Genomic DNA, 18,994 nt, shown 5'->3' on the forward strand with positions numbered 1-18,994 from the left:
AATTTTTTCTTTTTAAAATCCTAATTGAACTCCTAATGTGATTCCCTTTGCATCTGGAAATTGACCGGGATTATTCTCTGGGCTGTATGATTTGTAATCTGTTATTGTGATAAGATTAGTTCCTGTTACGTAAAAACGCAATCGTTGCATACCGATGGTACTAACAAATTTGGGAGAGAGATTATATCCAAGAGTTATCGTTCTTAAACGAATATAAGAAGCATCATCAACGGCCAGTGCACGCAGAAAGCTAGGTGTTGTAGTACTTGGTCTGATAAACTGGTTTGATCGGTCTTCCGGTAAGTAATAATCTACCGCAATACCGTTGTTCCCACCTTGTAGTGCCGCTCCTAGATTTCCATCGGCAAAGTAGGGATTGATATTTGTAGCACCTTCAACAACGAATACATCTGCAAAAAGGTCGAATCCCTTATATCTAAAATTGGTGTTGAACGTTGCAAACCAGTCTGGGTTTTGGTCGATCAATACCCTATCTTCATCCGTAATTTCACCATCATCGTTTAAATCCTGAACTCTAGGCTCACCAGGTCTAGCTTCGGGCTGTGCAGAGTTTTCAATATCATCTTCTTCTTGCCAAATGCCATCGAATACAAATTGATTGATATTGTCGATAGATTCACCGATGAATAGATTCTGTGATTCAAAATCTATTAAATTGCCATCTTGATCACGTTCTCCGGCAAGCGAGACAACCTCATTCTCGTTGGTTGACCAAATAACACCAATAGACCATTGTACATCTTGTTTATTAATGATATTGGTATTGATTGTAGCTTCAAACCCTCTGTTTTGTACTTCCCCAATATTAAATCTAGTTACGCCAAAACCTGATGTCCCGGCAAGAATCCTGTCCAGAAGAAAATCAGACGTAGTTTTATTGTAATACTCGAATGTACCATCGATCACACGGTTAAATAAACTAAAATCAAGACCAACATTAAATGTTGTTACAGTTTCCCATTTAAGATTTGGGTTGGGCAATCTATTAAGAGGGGCAAAACCACCGATTGTATTGCCTCCAAAAACATAGGGGAGATCATCTGCAATTCCCAAAGACTCACTTGGATTGACACCATCATTTCCAGTAGATCCATAAGTAGACCGTAATTTTAATTGATTTATTAGTTTAGAATCCCTAAGAAAACCTTCTTCATGGATTTTCCATGCCAATCCAACTGCTGGAAAATATCCGTACTTTTCATTTTCGGCAAAAACGGAAGAGCCATCAGCACGCATGGTCAAAGTGAGCAGGTACCTATCCAAAAATCCATATCTGGCCCTTCCCATAAATGAAACTAAACGTCTTCTACTGACATCCCTGGTTGTTGATCTTATTAAATCTGCCTTACCGTTATAACCAAGGTTATCGTTGGCGAAACCTGATTTTGTAATTTCCGTTTCTAAATCTTTCCGTTGATTTACGGAATGGAGACCCGTTAATTCCAATCTGTGCTTGTTGCCCAAGTTTGGACTATAATCAATAATATTTTCAATCTGAAACTCTTCATAGTTTGTAGTACCTAAAGTAGCGATACCTCTTATATCTCCATCGCCATTTGGATGCGTTGTTGACCTATAAATACCTTGGCTACCATCCCTCACTCTTGAGAAAGCGTTAACTCTTGCAGAAAGATTTGGCGTAAATTGGTAATTGGCGACAAGATTTAAATCCCTTAGGTTGATTAATATATCATTGTCGGCTTCACGTATGTTCCATAGAGGATTGACCGTTAATTTCCCATCACCTAAAGGCTCCCTTATAAGGTTGCCTTCTTCATCAAAGGGCTTGGCAAGAGGGGAAATTGTTATTACGTCCAGATTTCCTGTTTCAAGGTTCTGCTCACTTTTTTGAATATTGACATTTACCTGTAAAGAAAATTTATCTGTTACTTTTTGGTCTACATTTAGTCTGAACGTACCTCTTTTAAATCCAGAGGTAGGAATAATTCCATCTTGATTATAATAATTTAAGCTTGTATATATTTTGGTGTTTTCTCCTCCTCCGGAAACACTCAACGTATGGTTATTGATCATTGCATCCCTTATGACCAAGTCTTCCCAATCTACATAGTTTTGATTTTCGATAGCCTCAAGTTCAAAAGGCTCGAAGATAGTGGTGTCATCCAAATACTCGTTTTCATTGTCGGTACGGAATGCCTCTCTTCTTAACTGGGTATATTCAGGTCCCGTGAAAATATCGAAATTTCTGGTCAATCTTTGTATAGTGGCGAATGTATGAAGGCTTACTTCGAATTTACCTTCCTTTCCCCTTCTAGTGGTAATCAGTATTACGCCATTGGCCGCACGAGCACCATAAATGGCCTGTGAGCTCGCGTCTTTCAAAATTTCCATTGAAACAATATCATCCGCGACCACATCATTTATATTGTCATAAGGAACTCCGTCAACTATTATCAGCGGGTCATTTCCTTCCAATGAGACTTTACCCCTAATCACTATATCAGAGTTTCCACCAGGGCGTGCATCTGCCAAATTAACCTGAACCCCAGCTGCCCTACCTCTTATCATTTCGGCGACATTGGTCGTGGGTATTGCAGTAGCTTCTTCTATTTCCACACTTCCCACAGCACCTACAACATCACTTTTCTTTACTGTTCCATACCCAACTACCACAACCTCGTCTAGAGAGCTTGCATCTATTACGAGCGATATGGTCATATCACCGTCGGACACGGGCACTTCCTTTTTTTGGTATCCTATATAAGAAACAAGAATCGTATTCGAGTTGCCAGTAAGGGTCAAGGTGAATTTCCCATCAAAATCAGTAGATGTTCCATTCATGGTTCCTTTCTCTATAATAGATGCTCCTGGCAACGGTATCTGGCCATCGGCATCCAAAACTGTTCCCACTATTGTTTTCTGGGATTGGGCCGATAGTAAAATCATGAAGAGCATTGCGCAAAAAGTCATTAGTCGAACCTTTTGGCTTGTTAATAGATGTCTCATAAAAGCTATACTTATTGGTTAAACGTTTAAAGTCTTGGTCGGTATCAAATGGATTTTTGACACTTCTCAAAGTTAAGAAGCTATACGAGATGGCTAATAAAAACGACCCCGACAAAAAACGAACAATACAAAAAATCGGATTTTTTCAACACACCAACTTTTGTGAGCCTATGCAACACTTGGCAGTCTGGGCTAACATTAATTTTGGGTTAATAAATTATCCGTAGGGTCAAACTACACACATGTAGTGGTTTTGTCTGTGTAATATTTATATGTTGCCTGTTAAAACTTGAGGATATAATTGACAAGGTGCTCATCATGGTCAAGTTTTAATCTTTTGCGCAGGCGGTATCGTTTCGTTTCTACACTCTTTATTGAGATATTGAGTAGTGGCGCAATTTCTTTGGATGACAAGTTTAACCTTAAATATGCACAGAACTTTAAATCATTTGGTGTCAATTCAGGATGGGCAGCTTTTATATTGGTCAAAAATTCTTTATCCGCATTATCAAAGGCCTGCTTAAAAAATTTCCAATCTTTATTGTTGTTCAAGTTATTTTCTATAAGGTTTATTGCGCGGTCTATATTTTCATTTTTGTAACCTTTTTTCAACTGCTTCTTGATTTTTCCTAAAAGCTCGTTCTTTTTTATAATGCTCATTGTACTTATGGCCAACTCTCTATTCTTGTTTTCCATTCCCTGGTTTAATCTCTCATTCTGAATCTCAATAATTGTTTTTTCATTTTGAATTTGCTCGTGTCGCAATATTTTTTGATAATAAAACTTGTAAGCCTTATGAACAAAAAATCCAAAAAATATTAAAAAGATTGTATAAGAAAACAGGGCAATATTTGATATATACCATGGCTTGTTGACCTTAAATGTGAATACTTCTTTATTCTTGACCACCTCATTCCCAACTTTGGCCTTTATTGAAAGTTGATAATCACCAAAAGGTAAATTTTCAAATTGTACAGAGGGGCTGTTTCTCCATGGGCTCCATTTGTTCAACAGCCCATCCAATTTATATGAATACTTAACAGATTTAAATTTTTGATATTGAGGTACTGAATAGTTAAATGATAATACGCCTCTTTTATTTTCAAACTCGGCGATACTATCTACTTGAATTTTTTTCGATTTTCCATTTAAATCCGTGATAGTTACCGAATTTAAAAAAAGGCGATGTTCAATTTTTGGAGGTTCTTTTGAAAGGTCAATTTTTAAGAATCCGTCCGTTTTTCCCAGTATATAGTTTTCTTCGCTTAGCAGCTCAATGTTCTCAAAGCCTAAAATTCCATTACGTAGCCCAGAGGGCATTGGAATATTCTTTAACCCGATTTCATTGGTTAAATCGTTATGATGTAGATAGCTGATATTTTCTTCTGAAAACAACCAAAGCTTTCCGCTTTTATCGACAGTCAATCGCCCAGAGACTTTTCCTAAGGATGAAAACAATTGATGAAGATGCTCATCCTTTATAAATTTTTCTTGCTCGGTATTATATTTATAAATACCGTTTTCGGAGTTGTAGAGCAAATCATCTTCATAGGATACCAGACTTGATGTCTTGCCTATTTTTAATGATGTTAATTTCTGTATATTGGCAACACTTTCATAGCTACTGTCCAATCGAATTTTAAATACTCCTTTATATTCATTGCTGACCCATATATTATCCTTTTTGTCAATTTCAATAAATCTTGATGAATATTTAAATCCTTTGATTTTATTCTTTGATATCCATTCACCATCTCTAAATTCCAGTATATGCAGGCCATTGTAATTGCCCTGTAATAGAAGATTATTTTTTGAAGGAATTTTTCTAAAATCCCACGCCCCCAGAACAGAGGATATTTGTTCAGATTTATCTCCTTCAATCAAAAAAGTACCCAGATGATGCCCGCACAAAAGACTTCTATCATTAAAATTAAATAAGCTCCAAACCTGACCTGCGGTACCCTTAATAAATTGAAATTCTTGATTTGGCCTATCAATAGGCCTGTAAAAGAGCCCCTGATTTGTACCTGCATAAAAATTTCCTTTATAAAGTTCGGTACAATATACAGTTCCCAAAGCACCATAGTAATCTACATAGTTTGAGATTTTTGATTTAAGATTGAGACAATTTATTCCATTATCCAACCCAACCCATAGATTATTCCTTTTGTCTTCAAAAAGTGAAAGAACTGTATTATTAGAGAGACCGTTTCTTTGACCAATTTCAAATTTCTTTTTTCCATTTTGATCAAGATGAAGTAAGCCATTTAAAATGGTACCCAATACAAACTCTCCGTTATTTAATTTTATGGCGGTAAAAATGTTCATCTGGGAAAGATCAGAATCTATATCTGTTTTCCAGCGTCGTAGATTCTCCCCGTCATACTCAAAAAAACCGCGATTTCTTGTAAGCAACAATAAATTAGCCTCGCTCCCGTAAAGTCCTATTACCCTCCCTTCTTTAATTATTTTATCGTCAACAACCAGTGTGGATATCCCATTCTCAATCTTATAGAGCCCCATGTTGGCAACATGGTAATAAATTTTATTTTGTATGCTAAAAACTTTATATATGATTTCTTGTGAATGGATTATTTTAAAGAGATTATCCTTTGGATTATAAAAGAAAAGTTTATGGCTGGATTGAAACAAAATCCAATCTCCATACGCTATAATGTTCCAAATTTGATCGTCTTGAAAATCAATATTTTTAAATTTGGATATTAATGAAGTATAATACAGATCCCCGTATTTATCTTTTTCCCAATAACCAAATTCTGCATAACATCCAGTATAGATTTTTCTGCCAATAACTTTTACCGCCCTCAATATTGAATTATTTGGTGTGGGATACGATTTCCAAATTTCTCCATCATATTCCAGAAGGCCATTATTGTTTGCTACATAAATATAATGGTCATCGCTTTGGGAAACCATCCAATTTTGGTTATCCCCACCGTAATCCTGCGGGCTGAATTTTTTTATGGGGGGGAGCTCCTGAGCAGCAATTGTACAAGAGACAAAAAAATATAGCAAGAAAATTAGGTTTCTCATTTTTCCTATAAAATCATCTCTATTGAAATTCTTTAATATAAATGTAGTAAGAAGTATATTAAGATAAAGTAAACATCGGTTTTGGGGAAGTTATACTTTTGGCCAATCTATACATATTTCTGATAATTTGTCTGAGTATGTAGTAAATGTCATCCTTATCATAAGCCAAGTTTCGGCACCTGTCGTAGGTTGCTAAAAGCGAGGGGGCTATTTTAGAATTTTATTTATCGGTACCTACTGTTCAATACATACCAATATTGTCATCACACCATCTCTTATAAGCCAACTGTAATTGTTTTACCTTTTCTGGATTTCTTTGCGCTAAATCTTTACGCTCACCGGGGTCCTTGGCAACATTAAATAGCTTCGGTTCCATATTATCTATTATCGGTGCTATGTACTGATCTGTTGGCTCACTCTTCCAGTGATTGTCCTTGGCGTTGGTCAATTTCCAATCCCCTAATCTTACCGCCCATGTTTTTTGCCATTTCCAAACCAATAATCTATTTTCTACGGGACTTAACAAGTCCGTGCCATCAAGGGTAGTGTCCTTAACCTCAACATCTGCCAATCTTGCCAAAGTCGGCAAGATGTCAACTGTAGAAACATACTGATCGATTGTTTTGCCCTTATTAATATGATTTGGCCAAACAATTGCCAAAGGAACTCTTATTCCGCCCTCCCAAAGTGAGTATTTGCCCCCAGTCAACGGAGTATTGTTAGCTCCGGTCAATGGCGAACCTCCATTATCTGAAACAAAGACAATAACTGTATTTTTATATAAGTTTTGATTTTTTAATTCATTAAGAAAACGTCCTATATTATCATCCAAACAATTGAGATTGGCTAAATAGTAAGCTCGCATTTCGTCACTTTTAATGTCTCCAACACGTGAATATTTATCATAGTAGGCGGAATAAGTGCCTGTTTTTTTATCACCATAAGCTATTAAACTATCAGGATGATAGTTGGCAATAGGTTTGGCACCGTATTTATCAAGGTATTTTTGTGGAACTTCGTGAATTAAGTGGTGAACCGCATTATACGAAAGGGTGAGGAAAAATGGTTTATCATGTTTTCTTTTGATATAATCTATACTTTCATCAGTTAATATTGTGGTAAGATATCCTTCTTTGTAGCTCTTAATTGTGTCATTGTGCATTAAAGGCCCCAAAAGTGCGCTTGTTCCATAAGGGTCTGGTGTACGTTCTTTCATCTCTAATGAGTTATGCAAATAGTCATGGGCATGGGCGCTAAAACCGAGAAATTCATCATAACCGTGATTGAGTGGGTATTCCCTAACATCATACTTGTGAAAATTTCTTCCCAAATCGTTCTTCCCAATTCTCGCAGTTTCATATCCTGCCTCTTTAAGGTATTCTGGTAAAGTCTTAACATTTTTTGGTAGTCCAGGACCCCAACTGGCAGGTTTATCCCACCTAAATTGATTTTTGCCCGTAAGCATACCAGCACGGGACGGGCTGCAAACTGGAGCGGTAACATAAGCTTGTGTGAAAATTGTACCAGAAGCTCCCAGCTTTGAAATATTTGGTGTTTTGACAGTTTTGTCATGCATTGCAAAAGGGGAGAAATCTGCATAACCTTGGTCATCCACAACGATTAGTACGATGTTTGGCTTTTCACTTTTGAGTTCGGTGTTTTCATTGCAGGAATAAAGTAGAAAGAAAGAAAAAAGTATGGCGAGGTATTTCATTTATAAGTATTTGTTATTGGTACGAAGTTATTAAAACTAGTAAAACGACATTAGATAGTAGTCTTTTGTTGTGCTTATGCATTATCTGGAAAGCAGTAAAACTTTTTACAGATTTTTTGACTTCCCAACTGGATAAATTTCCAAATAGACCCAAAAAATCTATATAGGATTACCGCTTTTATTAAAGAACTTCTCTGAAAATTGATTTATAGAATCATTTTTATGAACGCTTTTAATAGTAGGACAGAGAATATTTTATCGTAACGATTTTATGATATCAATAGTTGATTTTGATAATGGGACAAAATCCTCATCAATCGATGCATTTTCATTATATACTTTTAAATAGGCCAGAAACATTTCTCTGGGGGGATTTTTTAAAAGGGAGACCAATTCATCTTTTCCTTTATATTTCTCGATTAATTTTATGATATGGTATCCTACATAATACATAGGGCTTTGAAACATTCCACTATAACCAATGTTATAGAGTTTATCTATCTCAACATGCTTATCATGCTTTGCCTGAAACACTAAACTCTCAAAAAGCGCAAAATTTATAATAAGTCTTTTAAAATTTCGGCTGTATTCCTTTTTGCTAAAATCTATATACGGACCTGATGAAGGAATTTTTGAAAAATCGGAAACGTAAGTAGCCGATCCTTCTCGTACCATTTGGTCTAAGAGATAATTTATCCTATCACTCTTATCAATTTGCTTCATAAAACGGTATTGTGCCAAATGGTAAAGCTCATGCGCACTCAAATAGGCCAAACCTAGATAATCCCCTTTCATCGATGATAAATCAACATAAAAAGCATTGGGTTCATCATCAAAGGTCCAACCACCGCCAATAACACCAAGCGTTAAATAAACTGTTGCGGTTATTTTTAAATTCTTAGGACAGTATGCCTTAAGTTTATCAATGGTACTTAGTGCTAATTCTTTTTTATTTTTGATTACCTGTTTCAATAGCTTTTTTGATTCGGGGAGCAAAGGCACCAATCTATTGAACATGTAAGGGTCATCGTCAATATAATTACTGTTCAGCGCAGCTTTTAAACTTTCTTTATAACCATCTGCATCAACATTTGGAAAAAACATGGCCAACTTCCTTAAGTACGCTTTTGTACCTTTCAACTCAATCAATTCTTCAAAGTCCTTATCTACAAATTCTTTTTTTTCAAATATTTGTAAGAGTTTCTCCGTTGCGGAATAATCATATGTGATATCAATTTCTTGCGCACTTAAAGTACAGAAAGTAATAAAAAAGATTACAAATAATAAAGCTCTCAAAATCATATTAGTTTGTTTGGATTTTTTATAATTGATGGTTTAGCTTCAGCCAAGGTTGCCTTTCTGCAAAATATATCTAAATATTCCTTTGAATAAGATAACATCTTCTGTAAATGTCATTTCATTGAATTTATTTTTTCGGATAGCTTACACTTTTTTCTTTTTAATACCTTTTGGGAATTTCTTTCATAAATAAAAAACCTAATTCAATCTTTGATTAATACTGGTGAATTTAAATTTTTTCGTTATAATTCCTTTTGTCTTTAAAAGTAAGGGCATAGCATCTACGCTATTTAGTTTTGAATAGTTATATCTAAAATAATCACGTATTTATTAGCTATTTTTAAACCCATTTCCTTAAATATCTAACATATCTGCTCGCTGAGCACAAAAAATGAATAGTGATATTCATAGTGCGAACACCAGTGTTACATTTTTGTAATTCGCGATTATGCAATACACAATTTTAAATCATCTCAATATTATTTCATCAATAAGATTTAGGGTGTCGGGATTAATAACTTTCATTTTTACAGTTGTGCCATCAACATAAAAAAGACAAACCGCGTTTTCTACACTAAAAGCTTTGGTATGTTCGCTCCAAGGCAAAACTTCTTGAGCGTAATAAGGTGCTCCCGCCGCTCCATTGTTGATTTGGTAGATAGGTCTTGATACCTTCAATTTTTGATGTGGATAGTCTTCGGGGTATATGGTAACCTCATCGGTCAACTTCAAACGATTGTAGTTGTGCTCGTCCCCGGTCAATATAGCCAACACCTTTTTACTTTTATTAATGAGAATATCCAAATATTGGTCGCGTCGCTCTAAAATTCCTTTTTCCAATGGTTTGCCTGCAACGAACGGTCTTTTTTCATTATTCCCGCTATACCACATATCATCACGACTATGCCCTCCATTGGGGAATGCCGGGGTGTGCTGGGTGACAAAAATATGATTTATGGTCACGTCCGCTTCTAAACTTGTTATGGTGTTTTCCAACCATTCCAATTGATTGTCCATGATATAACCATGTAACCCCCCCGAAGTCGCCGTATTTATGGGAAGGGTAGGAGCATACCAATAATCACTGTTCAAAACCACAACTGCTACATTATCGTAGCGATAATGAAAAACATTTTCTGAATACGAAGGAAAATCAATGGTCTTGGAAGATGGGTCATAGACACTACCATCCTCACTTTGTAAAGTGGAAACAGGGTTTACAAAGGCTTCTGCAAAAGCTACTTCTGCCGATTCAGTGCTAAATGGAAATTTATCCACAAACCCTTTGGTTCTTCCCGTACTATCTCTAAAAATATATCCTAGGGCTTCATGATTTCCCATTCCCACTTGAAAAGGCATGTAATGCCAAAAGGGTTCTACCGCTTTTTTCCAATTGGTATATTGTAATTGGGTCTCTGCATTTGTTCCCAGATACCCATTGATTAAATCACCACTGAACTGCATAAATGCCGCATCATTGGCATGGGCCACCGCCGCGATTTTTTTCATGATGTACGCATTGGCACCATAGATTTTTCGTTCGCCTCCGCCAGATGCATGTCTGCTATCGCTCGTATACGCGAAAACAAAAGGAGCTTTACTTCCAGGTTTTGGGGCAGTTTTTAGATAGTACTGTTGAGTAAAGTCACCATACTTGATAGAATAGTCATACTTGGTACCTGGCTTTAAGTTGGTCACTTCTATTTCATGGTGTGTTGCCATTGGACTTTTAATGGTCTTTTCATCGATTTTGAGTTCTATAGCCAACGGTAGTGTAGTATTGAACCAAATGGTGGCGCTCGTATCTGTCAACATATTGATAAAGGGACCCTCATAGATCGAGGGAGCTACAGTGAAGGGTCCTTTGCCCTTAAGGGACACTTCACCATCATAAACAATCATACCGGTTTCATCTGTTAGGCGATACCCAATGGAAAGAATCTGGTTCTTTTGCCAATCGACAAAGTCATAGGGATAGCGAAAATCACCTTTAATATTGATATCGACTTTACCCGATTCCAAAGATTTAACGAACCTGAAAACAGGTAGCGGGTGCGGGGCTTTTCCATAGGGGATTAGCCCGTAAGTTATTGTTCCCTTAAAATCACCAAAATCCATTTTTACTCCTTCCTCGGTTCCTTTCGGATTACCGAACAATTGTTTTAGGCTGTAACGGGCATTGCTTTCAATTGCATAATGGCGTTGGTCGCCATCTCGAAGGAAGAATCCCTCTTCATCTTTTTGGATATTGCTATAGCTCTTTGGAATTGCAATTTCCTGGGCCATGATAACGTTCACTGCCAGAACGGATAAAATTAAAAAACGGTTTTTCATGATTTGTTTCATTGATGATGTAATTTTTTTGTAATTGGCATAAATCCCTATTGGGAAATCTCACTGTAGCGAAACCAAACCATACAAACCCAAATTGGTAAGATAGTTTTGGGCTAAATTGGTCGCCTCTTTTTTATTTCCGACATCACTCTCCAATCCAGATAAACATAGATTGACTTTTATTCAATTTCAGTTTTTTGGAATATTGTACTGAAAGAAAAAAGAGAATCACAAAAATCACTCTTTTAAATATATGGATGGTTTTTGATAATAACTAAAAATATGAAAAATAGTATTCGAGGCATTATATCAATCTGTAAATTATATTCTAATACATCGAATGGTTTTTAATTCCAGTTATATTTTCTATGATTCTCCCACCCAATCTTACGATAATAAAATTTAATTCTTTTCAATTTTGTTAGTAGTAACTTTAGCTTCACTTAAAATTAGACCTCTTAGCATTTTCATTTACAGGAATTTCTTTCCTTCTCGTTTTCTTAAAAATATTCCTATACACTATTCTCAATAACATAGCATACCTGTAGCGTTAAGAATATTAGTTACCAGTCTACTTTGCATTCTCTGTCAACCTCCACTTGTAGTTTAAGTATTAATTGATAAATAAAAACAAATGGAAAAAACAGAAAATCAGGAAATTCTTGAAAGTTTAGGTGAGAAGAGAAGTGAAATCATGAAAAATCTGGAGTCAATAGGAATACCTAGCGATTTACAGCCCTTATATGACACTTTTAAACAAGGGATTAAGATAGTTTAGTTGATACTATGGTCAAATCGATAAAAGAAGATATAAAGCTGTGGATGCACCCAGATTATAATGGAGGTGAAAAGAATCCGTCATATGCATCAATTGATTATGTATGGTATTATGATGGGTCGTTTCCTCCTGACGATGGAGGGTGTTCAGATACTTTTGATGGCTGCGGAGGATTTGATTTAAGTGATTTCTGCTCACCTTTGTTTGACTATTTTGTAGAGGACGCAGAGTTCTATAAAGAAGATTTTAGTGAAAAATACGAAGAGCAAGCCGACTTATTGGAAGATTTATATATAAATGATCTTTTTGAAATACTTAACCTAGCTCGGTGCAAGTTGGAGGGTACAGATGATTTTAGTAAGCTGAATAAAACTAATCCTTTTGAGTCTTCTGCAACTAGTCATGGAGATCGCCATCTTGCTAAAGTATATGTTTGGAAAGCATAATTTTATATTATAAATGTTGATTTTTTGAAAAGCCCGATATATATATCGGGCTTTTCTTTTTTAAGAAATCTTGTGGGTTATGTACAAATTTGGATTTCGCTTTTAAGTGTTTGAATTTAATTTAATCGAAAATTCACAAGATAAATTTTCATCCCTTTTTTATGAATTGGAATAAAATTTTCACAAAATAAAAAAGCTCCAACAAACGTTGAAGCTTTAAAGCGGTCTGGACGGGACTCGAACCCGCGACCCCCTGCGTGACAGGCAGGTATTCTAACCAACTGAACTACCAGACCAATGATTTTATCCCGATAGTTATCGGGACTCCCGCAACAGCGGAATTCAAATCTTGTTACAATTGCTTTTTTCAAAGCGCCTGCAAATATACATTTGCATTTTCGATTCAACAAAAGATTTTCTAAAAATATAATAGTGATTTATCCAAACTTTTTTTGTTCAGTCATGAACGTATTGAAAATTTGAGAAAAATCAGATGCTATATCTACGCCAACATATTTAATTTGGTATTGTGCACATTTTAACTTTAAATCGTTTTGATAGGTGGCCATCTTCTCATAATAAGCCTTTTTGATATTGTCTGCATATAAATCGATATGAGTACCTGTTTCCATATCTACAAAGCGTTTCGGTACGTTTTCAAAATCAAAATCAATTTCATGCTCTCGGTCTAAAAGGTGAAAAAGTACAACGGCATGTTTGTTGTATTTTAGATGGCGAAGTGCTTCAAATAGCTTTCTGTCCTCTGTTTCGGTTTGGAACATATCCGAAAACAAGAAAATCAAACTACGGCGATGTATCTTTTCAGCAATTTGATGCAAATATGTATACGTTTTAGTGTTTTGTGAAGCTTCTTTAGTACTTGATACTTCCTTTAGCTTAGAGTATAGCATCTGAAAATGACGCTCACTGCTTTTTTCGGAAGCATAAAAGTTATAGGAATCCGAATATATACTTAAGCCAACAGCATCTCGTTGTTTTTTGAGTATCTGCATAAGTGCAGCTATCGCCAAAACTCCAAATCCTACTTTATTCAATTTGCCGATTGAAAGTTGTTTTACTTTTGGATAGTACATAGATGCCGAATTATCCAAAATCATGTGGCATCTTAAATTTGTTTCGTCTTCATATCTTTTGGTATACAGCCTATCCGTCTTGGCATATAATTTCCAATCAACATGTTTGGTACTTTCTCCCGGATTATAGATTTTATGTTCCGCAAATTCGGCAGAAAATCCATGAAACGGACTTTTATGAATGCCACTGATAAATCCTTCAACAATTTGATTTGCCAATAGCTCCAAATTTTGGAATAGTTGGGCTTTATGAAGTTCTGTTCTAATATCCATTAAAGACCAATATAAAACAAAAAAGGCTTGGCTGCTGCCAAACCTTTTTTAAAATAATAGTTATCGTAAATGCTATAATGCTGCTTCAATAGCATCTGTATACACTTTCTTGGGAGAAACACCTACTTGACGATTTACAATCTCTCCATCCTTGAACACAAGGACAGTAGGAATGTTCCGTACACCATACTTGGCAGCAAATTGTTGATTGGCATCTACATCCACTTTTCCAACAACGGCCTTTCCTTCGTATTCAGCACTCACCTCATCAATGATAGGTCCTACCATTCTACAAGGGCCACACCAAGCCGCCCAAAAGTCTACAACGACAGGTTTGTCGCTTTTAAGTACTACTTCATCAAAAGTTGCATCTGTTATTTCTAGTGCCATTTTATTTGTTTTATTGTTCGCAAATTTAGTCAAATATCAATGACTTTCCTTACTGGACCTACATACGTTTTGATTATTGCCGTATCAAAAATAATTATTGTTGCTCAATTTAATTTGTAGTGTATCTCATTCTCTTCCAGTACAGAAAGAAGTTCACTATTTATTTTTACCTTCTGTTTCCTGCTAGATAGATTGAGCTTTATCTCATCCTTCATTTCATATACTACAAAATTCAATTGGTGGTCTCCTTTATGGGAAACAAGCGTGTCTTTTAAAGTCTGTATTCGCTTTTCTTGAAGTGCATCGATATTAAGTTTAATGGTCAGTTTTTTGGCGTAGGCATCCATTACGTCCTGTAGTTGTTTAAAATCATTAAACTGTAATCTAGGCTCTCCCTTCTTCCCCGTTTCCCTATTGACCCATCCCTCACGTACAAATGCCTTCATGTGAACAAATGAGTTGATCATTAGAAAATGTCTGAACTTGAGATATTCCTCTCCAAAAATCCTAAACTCATGGGTATCGGTATAGTCTTCAAGTGTGAACAACCCCCATCCCTTACCATTTTTTGAAATACGATGTTGCACATCCGTTATAACTCCTGCCACGGTAAGTTCTCGATTTACATAAGTATCCAGATTGGTAAAAGCGGATACGTTGCTATTGCAAAATGCGTTTATTTCTTTTTTGAAATCATCTAAAGGATGCCCTGAAATGTAGATACCTACTACTTCTTTCTCACGCCGAAGCTTTTCCATTGTACCCCAATCATCACATGGAGGGACGATAGGTTCAGCAATTTGCGCTTCGCTCATTCCTCCGAACATATCCATCTGCGAGGAGTTTTTATTTTCCTGATACTTTGCAGCGGACTTAATTACTTTTTCTAAAAAAGTGATTCCATCTCCTTCATCATGAAAATATTGTGCACGATGTGTATCGCCAAAAGAATCGAATCCGCCTGCTAAAGCAAGATTTTCAAAGGATTTTTTATTGGCTGCACGTAATTCTACACGTTTGGCAAGATCAAAAACTGATTTATAGGGACCATCTTCTTTTCTATTTTGCACTATGGTTTCCACTGCGGAACGTCCAACCCCCTTGATCGCACCCATGCCAAAACGGACGGCATTGTCCTTGTTTACGGCAAACTTGTAATAGGATTCATTTACATCTGGACCAAGTACTTCTAATCCCATGCGTTTGCATTCTTCCATAAAGAAGGTAACCTGTTTTATATCGTTCATGTTGTTGGACAACACTGCAGCCATATACTCGGCTGGGTAGTGGGCTTTTAAATATGCGGTTTGATAAGCTATAAATGCATAGCATGTGGAGTGACTTTTATTAAATGCATAAGATGCAAATGCCTCCCAGTCTTTCCATATTTTTTCAAGAATATCTCTTGGATGCCCATTTTTTTCGCCACCATCCAAAAATTGGGGCTTCAATTTCTGTAGCAAGGCAAAAATCTTTTTCCCCATCGCTTTCCGTAAAACATCTGCATCACCCTTTGAGAAACCGGCAAGCTTTTGGGAGAGTAGCATCACTTGCTCCTGATAGACAGTTATCCCATAAGTTTCTTTCAGATACTCCTCCATGTCCGGGAGGTCATAAGTAATCTTTTCATCCCCATGTTTACGTGCAATAAAACTGGGAATGTATTCCATTGGGCCCGGTCTATAAAGTGCGTTCATAGCAATGAGGTCATCAAAAACCGTGGGTTTCAGATTTTTCATGTGCTTTTGCATTCCTGGCGACTCGTACTGGAATATACCTACGGTATCCCCCCTTTGAAAAAGCTCATAGGTCTTTTCGTCATCCAATGGAAACTCATCGGGAATCAATTCAACTCCAGTTCTGGCCTTGACTATTTTGACGGTATCTTTTATAAGCGTTAGGGTTTTTAATCCCAAAAAGTCCATTTTTAAGAGTCCTGCACTTTCAACGACAGAATTATCGAACTGTGTTACATATAAATCTGAATCCTTTGCAGTAGCTACAGGAACAAAATTGGTAATATCATCTGGAGTAATAATAACACCACATGCGTGTATGCCGGTATTTCTAAGCGAGCCCTCTAGGACTCTGGCCATCTTTACAGTTTGTCCTTCTAGGTCATCTCCTTCAGAAATGTTGAGCAACTCATGCACTTTTTCCAAATCATCCGAGCGGAATATTTTCTTAAGGTCTGATTCATCGACCCCAAAAATTTTATTCAGTTTGGACATATTTGGGATAAGCTTGGCAATACGGTCCGCATCGTTTAAGGGTAAATCCAAAACCCGGGCTGTATCACGAATTGAAGATTTTGCCGCCATGGTACCATAGGTGATGATTTGGGCAACCTGATTGGCACCATATTTTTGAATTACATAATCCATGACTCTTCCCCGACCTTCGTCATCAAAATCGATATCGATATCGGGCATAGAAACCCTATCTGGATTTAGGAAGCGCTCAAAAAGTAAATCATATTTTAAAGGGTCAATATTGGTAATGCCCAAACAGTAAGCAACTACAGAACCTGCCGCTGAACCACGACCTGGTCCTACGGAAACATCCATATTGCGAGCTTCACGGATAAAATCCTCTACAATCAAGAAATATCCTGGGTAACCTGAATTTTCTATGGTCTTTAATTCAAAATCAATTCGCTCCCTAATCTCTTCATCTATTTCGCTGTACCGCTTTTTGGCCCCTTCATAGGTTATGTACTTTAAATAGGAATTCTCGCCCCGCTTTCCACTATCCGCTTCATCTTCTTTAATTTTGAATTCTTCTGGAATATCAAATTTTGGAAGTAGGACATCCCTGGCCAAATCGAATGGTTCAACTTTATCTACGACTTCTTGAATATTTAGAATTGCCTCAGGAAGGTCTTTGAACAAGGTCTTTATTTCTTCTGAAGACTTAAAATAATATTCTTGATTGGGCAGGCCATAACGATATCCACGTCCCCTGCCAATTGGTGTAGCCTGTTTTTCTCCATCCTTAACACATAAAAGGATATCATGTGCTTCAGCATCTTTTTTGGCACAGTAATAAGTGTTATTGGTAGCGACTAGTTTAACTTGATGCCGCTTGGCCATTGGAACCAAAACTTGGTTGACACGGTCTTCATCTTCTTGCCCGTGTCGCATCATCTCCATATATAAATCATTGCCAAAATGTTCTTTCCACCATAGCAAAGCTTCTTCCGCCTGTTTTTCTCCAACATTCAGTATTTTATTGGGTACTTCACCGTATAAATTACCAGTGAGCGCAATAACATCTTCTTTATATTGTTCAATGATTTTTTTATCTATTCTGGGTACATAGTAAAATCCATCGGTGTAAGCTATGGAGGACATTTTTGCAAGATTCAGATAGCCCTTTTTATTTTTTGCCAGTAAAACTATTTGATAGCCATAGTCTTTAACACTTTTGTTGGTGTGATCCTCGCAGACAAAAAATTCGCAGCCAATAATAGGTTTGATTTCTTTTTCTGAAATGGGTTCACCATTTGCAACCAGTTCATTATTTTTTTCTTTTACATTTTTATTATGTGCCTTGACTTCTTTTACAAAGTGAAAGGCTCCCATCATGTTGGCGTGATCTGTCAATGCCACGGCGGGCATTCCGTTTTCAGCGGTAGCTCTGATCAAATCCTTGATATTGATAGTGGATTGAAGTACCGAAAACTGGGAGTGATTGTGAAGGTGCACAAAAGGTGCATCAGCTAAGCTTTCAACATTTTCTTTAATTTCTTCATCGGAAATATCACCCGTTTCTCCTGCCCAAAGTGCTTCGGCAATTTCTTTGGAAGCATTTTTTAGGTTGATGTGTTTTAGCCCAATAAGCTCAATCTCTTTGGGATTGGCCTCCGAGAAGTGTTCAAAATAATCAGGCTGTACATCCAGTTCATTGGGAGAATAATGCTTTTTGCGGACCAACTCCAAAAAACATCTAGTGGTTGCTTCAACATCAGCAGTTGCATTATGTGCCTCTGCAAAAGGCTCCCTAAAAAGAAATTGATGTAATTCTGTAAGGGTTGGTAATTTAAATTTTCCTCCACGACCGCCTGGAATTTTGCAAAGCTCAGCAGTCTTCTCGGTACAAGTATCCAAAACAGGGAGCGAAGTCAACCGCGTTTCAGAATTCATACGGTGAAATTCACACCCCATGATATTGATATCAAAGTCCACATTTTGACCAACTACGAATTTTGCTTTGGAGAGCGCTTCATTAAATAGTTCCAGCACTTGATTCAACGCTACTCCTTCCTGTTCTGCTAAAGCTGTTGATATACCATGAATTTGTTCCGCTTCGTAGGGTACGTTGAATCCGTCTGGCCTAACCAGCATATCTTGATGCTCTATCAAATTACCCAAACCATCATGCAATTGCCAAGCAATTTGTACGCACCGGGGCCAATTATAGGTATCGGTTATTGGTGCATCCCAACGTTTGGGCAATCCAGTGGTTTCGGTATCGAAAATCAAATACATAGGATACTGTTCTGTTAGTTCAAGTTTTTATCCAGAGCTTATTGAAGAAGCTATTGAGAACAAAAAAACAATGAATAAAATTAAGGAAGAAGATAGATTTGTAATAAAAGAATTATAATGAGTTATTAACTAAA

General features: G+C 36.6%; 10 protein-coding genes and 1 tRNA gene. 2 read left to right on the forward strand and 9 right to left on the reverse strand.

Annotation, left to right across the window (positions count from 1 at the left end):
* Window positions 1-12: 12 nt before the first annotated feature.
* The 5 genes from HME9304_RS09600 to HME9304_RS09620 form a co-directional block, all read right to left on the reverse strand.
* Window positions 13-2,928 carry a SusC/RagA family TonB-linked outer membrane protein gene (locus HME9304_RS09600; protein WP_239023238.1) on the reverse strand — a complete coding sequence of 972 codons (2,916 nt, stop codon included), beginning with the start codon at window positions 2,926-2,928 and terminating at the stop codon, window positions 13-15.
* A 342-nt stretch (window positions 2,929-3,270) separates the two neighbouring features.
* Window positions 3,271-6,042, reverse strand: a complete 2,772-nt coding sequence (locus HME9304_RS09605; protein WP_112378388.1) for a triple tyrosine motif-containing protein — start codon at window positions 6,040-6,042, stop codon at window positions 3,271-3,273.
* A gap of 241 nt (window positions 6,043-6,283) precedes the next feature.
* Window positions 6,284-7,756 (reverse strand): sulfatase family protein, encoded by a 1,473-nt coding sequence (locus HME9304_RS09610; RefSeq protein ID WP_112378389.1) that lies wholly within the window; start codon window positions 7,754-7,756, stop codon window positions 6,284-6,286.
* A gap of 255 nt (window positions 7,757-8,011) precedes the next feature.
* The gene (locus HME9304_RS09615; protein ID WP_112378390.1) at window positions 8,012-9,058 is read right to left on the reverse strand and encodes a DUF5700 domain-containing putative Zn-dependent protease; all 1,047 of its coding nucleotides are present in this window, start codon (window positions 9,056-9,058) and stop codon (window positions 8,012-8,014) included.
* A 465-nt stretch (window positions 9,059-9,523) separates the two neighbouring features.
* Entirely contained in the window at window positions 9,524-11,401 is a 1,878-nt protein-coding gene (locus HME9304_RS09620) for a metallophosphoesterase family protein (protein WP_112378391.1), read from the reverse strand.
* 622 nt (window positions 11,402-12,023) lie between these two features.
* Here HME9304_RS09620 and HME9304_RS16980 point away from each other — a divergent pair.
* Both HME9304_RS16980 and HME9304_RS09625 read left to right on the forward strand, forming a co-directional pair.
* Window positions 12,024-12,167, forward strand: a complete 144-nt coding sequence (locus HME9304_RS16980; RefSeq protein WP_164674828.1) for a hypothetical protein — start codon at window positions 12,024-12,026, stop codon at window positions 12,165-12,167.
* An 8-nt stretch (window positions 12,168-12,175) separates the two neighbouring features.
* Window positions 12,176-12,613: a hypothetical protein gene (locus HME9304_RS09625; protein WP_112378392.1), complete on the forward strand. Its 438-nt coding sequence runs from the start codon at window positions 12,176-12,178 to the stop codon at window positions 12,611-12,613.
* A 222-nt stretch (window positions 12,614-12,835) separates the two neighbouring features.
* On the opposite strand, the gene HME9304_RS09630 is transcribed toward HME9304_RS09625, so the two are convergent.
* From HME9304_RS09630 to dnaE, 4 genes are all read right to left on the reverse strand, one after another.
* Window positions 12,836-12,909, reverse strand: a tRNA-Asp gene (locus HME9304_RS09630).
* 141 nt (window positions 12,910-13,050) lie between these two features.
* Window positions 13,051-13,980 (reverse strand): DUF58 domain-containing protein, encoded by a 930-nt coding sequence (locus tag HME9304_RS09635; protein WP_112378393.1) that lies wholly within the window; start codon window positions 13,978-13,980, stop codon window positions 13,051-13,053.
* Between the two features lie 72 nt (window positions 13,981-14,052).
* Window positions 14,053-14,370, reverse strand: a complete 318-nt coding sequence (gene trxA / locus HME9304_RS09640; RefSeq protein WP_112378394.1) for a thioredoxin — start codon at window positions 14,368-14,370, stop codon at window positions 14,053-14,055.
* Between the two features lie 104 nt (window positions 14,371-14,474).
* Window positions 14,475-18,860, reverse strand: coding sequence for a DNA polymerase III subunit alpha (dnaE, locus tag HME9304_RS09645; protein ID WP_112378395.1), 4,386 nt, complete (start codon window positions 18,858-18,860; stop codon window positions 14,475-14,477).
* Window positions 18,861-18,994 lie beyond the last annotated feature (134 nt).

The organism is Flagellimonas maritima, assembly GCF_003269425.1.
GTDB lineage: Bacteria > Bacteroidota > Bacteroidia > Flavobacteriales > Flavobacteriaceae > Flagellimonas > Flagellimonas maritima.